The sequence below is a fragment of the Acinetobacter sp. AOR41_HL genome (assembly GCF_027854645.1).
Classification (GTDB): Bacteria; Pseudomonadota; Gammaproteobacteria; order Pseudomonadales; family Moraxellaceae; genus Acinetobacter; species Acinetobacter nosocomialis.
The window spans coordinates 1-6,579 of the sequence record NZ_JAKTHZ010000015.1; the positions used below are offsets into that span (position 1 = coordinate 1).

At 40.4% G+C, this 6,579-nt stretch carries 2 protein-coding genes and 2 tRNA genes; all 4 read right to left on the reverse strand.

The features are described from left to right. Positions 1-4,346: two-partner secretion domain-containing protein (locus tag MKL35_RS04065; protein WP_270912881.1), on the reverse strand; the 4,346-nt coding region annotated here is incomplete at its 3' end. 60 nt (positions 4,347-4,406) lie between these two features. Further along, positions 4,407-6,164, reverse strand: coding sequence for a ShlB/FhaC/HecB family hemolysin secretion/activation protein (locus tag MKL35_RS04070; protein WP_032010174.1), 1,758 nt, complete (start codon positions 6,162-6,164; stop codon positions 4,407-4,409). A gap of 189 nt (positions 6,165-6,353) precedes the next feature. After that, positions 6,354-6,427 (reverse strand) — tRNA-Trp (locus MKL35_RS04075). A gap of 67 nt (positions 6,428-6,494) precedes the next feature. Further along, a tRNA-Leu gene (locus tag MKL35_RS04080) sits at positions 6,495-6,579 on the reverse strand.

The following is a 6,579-nucleotide window of genomic DNA, read 5'->3' on the forward strand; positions in this document are numbered from 1 at the left end:
CTCACCTGAAGTTGCTTGTTCGACAAGAGCTTCCCGTGGTCATTCGTCACATCGCCCTGACTATTTAACGTCAGTCGATCCAGAGCACTGATTACACCACTGTTATTTAAACTGTTCACATCAAGCGTCAGGGTTTTCCCAGACTGGATAGCACCTGAACCATTATTCAGCGATAAGCCACCCGTCTGGATCAGTACATCACCTTGTTCCGTACCGATCTGACCGCCATCATTTTGCAAGCCCTGACTCTTCAATGACATCTGCTGGGTTGAAGCCATCACGCCTTGGGTATTATTAATGCCTTGTACAGCATCAATGTTCAATACACCCTGTGCATTGATCTTGCCCTGCTCACTATTTTTAACCGAACCCGCCTGTATCTCGGTGTTCCCGCCACTGTACAGTTGCCCTGACTGGCTATTATCAAACAGGCCACTGAGCTTAAAGTTCAGATCGGCTCCACTTTGTAATAAACCACCCTGGTTGATAAGGTCCTGTCCAACAAACGTTAAGGCGCTGCCCGAAAGAATCTGGCCCTTGCTGTTATTCAGCCACTGTTGCTGCATATCCAGTTTGGCTTGCGTTGCGATCAGGCCGGACTGGTTATCAATTCCTTGTGCCTTTAATGTCAGGTCCTGACTAGACTGAAGCTTGCCTTGCTGGTTACTTAACACCCCTGTACCGGCATCAATATTCACAGTACCTTCAACACTGCCAATCTGCCCTGCATTGTTCGCCAGACCCTGACTGCTCAGCTGTACCGCCTTGTTCGCAATGATCTGGCCTGAACTGTTATCAATGTCCTGACCTGCCGTCACCTCTATCGAACCCTGGGCATTGATCAAGCCGGACTGGGTCTTTAACTGACCTGCCTGAACCTTGATATCTTTGCCTGACTGTAAAGTGCCTGACTGGTTGCTCAATACTCCTGTACCAGCATTTAGTATTAATTTGCCTTCTACTGAACCAATTTCACCTGCATCATTATTAAGTCCTTGAGAAGAAATGCCAACATCAGCATTTGCAATGATTTTTCCAGAGTTGTTATTGATGAGCCCTAAGCTTGTTAAAGTCAAAGCATTCTGTGCAGAGATTTTCCCAGCCATACTGTTATTGATAGAACTAGCATGAATATTATTGTTCAGACCTGCATAAATTTGACCTGATTGGCTGTTATCGAGTAAACCTGCCACATCAAGCTGTAAATCATGCTCCGCTGCAGAACTTAGCTGACCGCCCTGATTATTTAAGCTACCCGCAGTAATATAAAGTGCGGTTGGACTTTGAATAAATCCTAACTGGTTATTGATTTGATCTGTAATGGCTAATGTAAGCGGTTTTAATGTTCCGCGTTGGATCATTTGCCCTTTTTGGTGGCTCAAGTTATACGCGGTAATATTAATTTGATCTGCTGATGTAATAGCACCATCTAGTATCGCTTGCTCTGTAGCTAACACTAATTGTCCATTACTCAGAATCTTACCTTGGGCTCCCTGCAATTGATTACTATTGATATTCAATTGCTGATTTCCAGAGTGAATAATTTGGCCTGCTTCATTGTTTAGAATAGAAGTATTTAACTGCATTAAAACTGCATTACTACTAATTTCACCTGATTTATTATTTAGACCATTTACAAAGTACAGAGTGAATTCGTTATTTCCAGTATGCTGAATTTTCCCTTGGCTATTATCTAGTTGTTGAGCAGAAAGAATAATATCCTGACTATTTAACTGTCCTTGCTGATTATTGATCAGATTCTGGCTGGTCAGTTTGAGTTGATCTTGAGCAACAACTGTCGCTGCCTGAGTTGAAATATCAGTACCCGCGTTCAGTGCAATCGTCTTCGATTGTAATTGTCCCTGCGCTGCATTAATCGTTCTAGTTGCATCCACCTGTATATTGCCACCTGCGAATGTTTGACCATGTAAATCCGCTCGATCCACATTGATCGTAAGCATACCTGTATCAGCTAATTTACCTTCACGATCTAGGCCAGCGGCAATTAAACCATTCTGTGCATGTTCTAATGCTGAGCTTGTGATTTTTACATTCTCCCCAGCCGCAAAAGAACCAGAATTTTGAATATCTTTTCCTGTAACCGTTAAATTCTTATCTGCATAAATACCACCAGTATTTTTAAGCTGATCATGTTGCAACTGAACAGTTGTTGCTTGTAATTGCCCTTGATCATTGTCAAATTGCTGAGCAGTACTGTTTAAATTTTGCTTGGCAATAATAGCTCCTTGGCTATTATTGACAGTGCCATGTTGTTGTTTAATTTGATTGCCTATGATGTGCCCAGATGTATTATTCAGCGCTTGGCTATTTAAATTTAAATCAGTTTTTGCCTGTATAAACCCCTCTGTATTATCAATCGCTTGGTTGGCTTTGATATTTACAGATTGGTTTTCTGAATAAATCACACCAAACTGATTGCTTAAATCGCCTGCACTTACCTGAACATTGTCACTACTAGCAATGTAGCCCTTACTGTTATTTAATTCACTGCCTATAGCTAAATCAAGCTGCCCAATTGACTGGATCTTACCACTTTGGTTATTAGCATTCTGACTTTGAATTTTTAGTGTGCTACTCGATGCGAACTGACCTTGTTGGTTGGTAAAATCTAGCGTTTGAATATCGGCCTGTTTAACATTCAATTGGCCTAGATCATTATTGAAGTTGCTGCCTTTAATGGTGACAGTACCTAAATTCAGTTGCCCACCTTGGTTATCCAAACCATTTTGACTCTCTAAATCGACACCGCCATTGGCAATGATCGTTCCCTGATCATTACCCAATACACCCGAAACATGAATGAAGCCAATATCATAAGTTTTTGGAGTGGTATCTATTGGAGAAACAACCCCCAGACTTCCTCCATCCTGTGCCGAATCAACAGGAACCGTTGGAACTATTACCGTACTACCTGTATTACCAGAGCTATTTCCAGCTGTACCACCACTCGTATTACTCTTGGCAACTCCAATTTTACCACCTAGGTTGGTCATTGAACCGGACTTTAAATCAAGTCCTTGCAAACCTGTTTGTTCAATAGAACCAATATTTTTTAGTGTAGTAGAGGTAATGGCTATTCGAGCAGCATTTAAGGTGCCGCTATTGCTCATCTTACTTTCGTTTTGAAGATGTAACTCATCAGCACTACTGATTAAACCAGAGTTATCTAGATTTTGACTCTCAATAGAAGTTTGTGAAGTTGCACTACTTACATTACCGGTATTTTGAATATTTTGAGCTTTCAGCTGTACCTGATCTTTATTCGCGATCAAGTTACCATTATTGACCAAATCACCATTTGCATTTAGCGTCAGAGTCCCTTGAGTACTATTTATCGTACCTGCGTTACGTACACCTAGCCCTTGCTCTGTTCCCACCAAAAAGATTTTTCCAGCATACATCCCACCGAGTTGGCCTACATCTAAAGCAAAGTTTGGCGGAGGCGTTGTTGTGGGACCTGTTGTTGCCGTGATTTGAGGAGCTACTTGGTCTTTGACTTGAATATCATTTTGTCCAAGTACCGTATTGAGTTCATTTGCATATAGGCCAGCGTTGACTTTTAAAGCACGCGCATAAATATCTGTATAAGGGGTTAAACTTCCGTTTAAGCCTTTACCATCAATCGTGACTTGCCCCTCGCGGACACGGAATGATTCAAGATAACCTTGATTCATCACCGCTTGACCCGTAGTTAAAGTAAAGCGATCTGCATTAATCACACCACAGCCATCACAGATCAAACCAGATGGATTCGCAATAACAACTTGTGCTTGTTTTCCGGCAACTTCAATATAGCCTTTGAGTTGACTTGGATTATTACTATTCACTTCATTCAAAATAACTTTGGCTTCGCCTTTTGCAAGCCATGGGTTACCTTGCACCCAGCCTCCTAATTGAGTTTGGGTGTTATTTCGTGAGTTATTTAAAATGGCACCTTCTTGCCCAACATCAAACTGAGTATAAGTATTACGTGAAACACCACCAGCGCTTGGTGTCTGAATGTTGACCTGAGTCGTCCCATTTGCACTAGTTAAAATTGTTGGCTGCTGCGATGTTGGCGCGCCTTTATCTGCACTAATCTGGGTTTCAGCCACACTGCTCATTGGCAAAATAATCACCAATGCTCCCAAACAGCCAATCACAGCAAAGTTGAGTGGATTTAACTTCTTATAATGAATAGGTAGAACCGAGACTGTCGTCGAATCTGTTCCAGATACCCCCTGACTTTGCCCTGCTTGCTTGGTTTTGCTTTTTACAATCTCGGCAACAGCAATAAACATCCCACGAGCATGGCTAAAAATAATACGATAACGATTCTTATTCACTTTAAAGTCTCACTAAATTTTTTATGTAATCAAATAAATATGTAATTGGGAGAGGATGTATTAATAAGTCCAGTTCACACTAAATCCAGTCGTGTAATCATCTGTTTCGAAGTGATCTGGTTTTTTCAACGGCGCTCCGACAAAGGCGTCATAATTCAAACGCAAGGGAGCAATTTGACCACGCAACCCAATAACTGCACCTAATAAACTCGTGCCTGGTAAAGGATTCGGATAATATGCAGTTTTTCCACCAACCTCTCCGTAATCGATACCTGCGTACCAAGAGTGGGGTTTATTCATGATTGAGCCACTCAGTTCATTGCGAACTAGAAATCCATTATCGGCCAATAAAGTTTGCTCACCATCAAAACCTCTTACGGTATAACGGTTTCCAATTGAAAATCTGTCTTGAGGAGTTAAAGGTTGATTGCTGTGTTGAGTACGCCATTCAGCTAGATATTGCAGATTTTGCTGACCTACTTTAAAAGGAACTTGTAAACTGGCATTGGCTTGTAAAATCCCCACACGCGTATAAGCTTCACCAAAGTCTTCTTCTGGTGCTCTCATCGCATTCAACCAACCTGTACCACGTTTATAAGTCAGATTGCCGCTTAAAGTAGCATTAGAAAAATATTCGATATGATCAAGAGTTGTTTTCCAACCCGCAGTTTTACGGCGTTGTACTTCAACTTCTACATCATTAATATAGTTTTGTGATTCACGATACCACCCCCCAAAACCTAAAGTTGTTTTCCGGTGTGCATCTCGATAAATTACTCGTGATAAGTCTGCATTAATGAGTTCGCTTTTACCACTGTATTGGTAAGTTTCACTACTTCCAGCGACTGTTTGCAAGTAATTAGAGCGACTATAACTGGTTGAAAATAGCCAATAATCAAATGGAATAGTATAACTTGCATAAAAGCCATCAGTACCATGTTTACCAGAGTTTCCACCGCCTAAATCATGGTTATAGCTGACATAAAACAGATCATTTAAAGTCAGCACATGATCAAGTGATAAAGTCGCTGTACCTTGATATTTTCCTGTCGCCTCACTCCCTGAATCATCAACCCCTATATGTAAGCGATAAGGTTTAACCTGTTGCCAAGCCAAAACCACATCACTATAGCCTGGTTCTTTTTTTTGTTCTGCTGGCTGGATTTTAAAGTCAGCTTCAACCGTTGGCACTCGTTTAAAGTTTTCTAAACCTTGTTCCATATCACGAATATTTAACAGCTCACCAGACTTCATTGGTAAAGCATTCCATAAATGTGCACGTTTAGAAGTACTCTCAGCAAACTTAATCTGATCCACTCGTCCTGGAATAACACGAACACGCACCGTACCAGATGCAATATTTTGTTGAGGAAGCAAAACTCGTGTGGTTACATAACCGTTTGCTATAATTTTATTTTGTACAAGATCAAGGGCTTGGTTTAGTCCATTTACCCCTAAACATCTTCCAATAATATTGTTCTTGCCAGTCGTAATAACATTAAAATCTGATATAAATTGATGGGCTTCTACACCTTCTAAAAGTATTTTCTTAATTTCAAAACAAGGGGTTTCACTGTTAGAACGTAAATATTGTAATTGCTGAGCTGAAATCTTATTTTGTTCTTGCCCTAGATTGACGTTTACATTCGGCTGAATTTGTTTTTCTAATGCAGTGTCACGCTGTTGTTGTCGAATGGTTTGGTCAGCCTGAATTCTCTGGCCAATCGGATCACCTGAGTCCGCAGCATAACTTAAGCCCCCCATTAGCGATAAGCAGATGAATAAGACGCTTTTATTAAATTTTTTATAGTTCAACATATAAATCAAATCAAAATTTACTTTAATTAATCATATTTTAACAAAACATTAACAAAGTAAAAATACTTTATACAGATTAGTCTGTATGAAATTAAATTTTATTTAATATAAGTAATAATTTTTAAGAAAATTTAATTAGAAAAATATACGAGACAAAAAAAGCTCCCTCAACAGGAGCTTTTTGAATCTTGGCAGAGGATCAAGGATTCGAACCTTGACGAACGGTTTTGGAGACCGTCATGCTACCATTACACCAATCCTCTATATGTGCAATTAAACCCTTTGGATTTAATCATAAAAAAAGCAAGATCATCGTCTTGCTTTTTTCAATGGTGGGGGCGAAGAGACTCGAACTCTTACACCTTGCGGCGCTGGAACCTAAATCCAGTGCGTCTACCAATTTCGCCACGCCCCC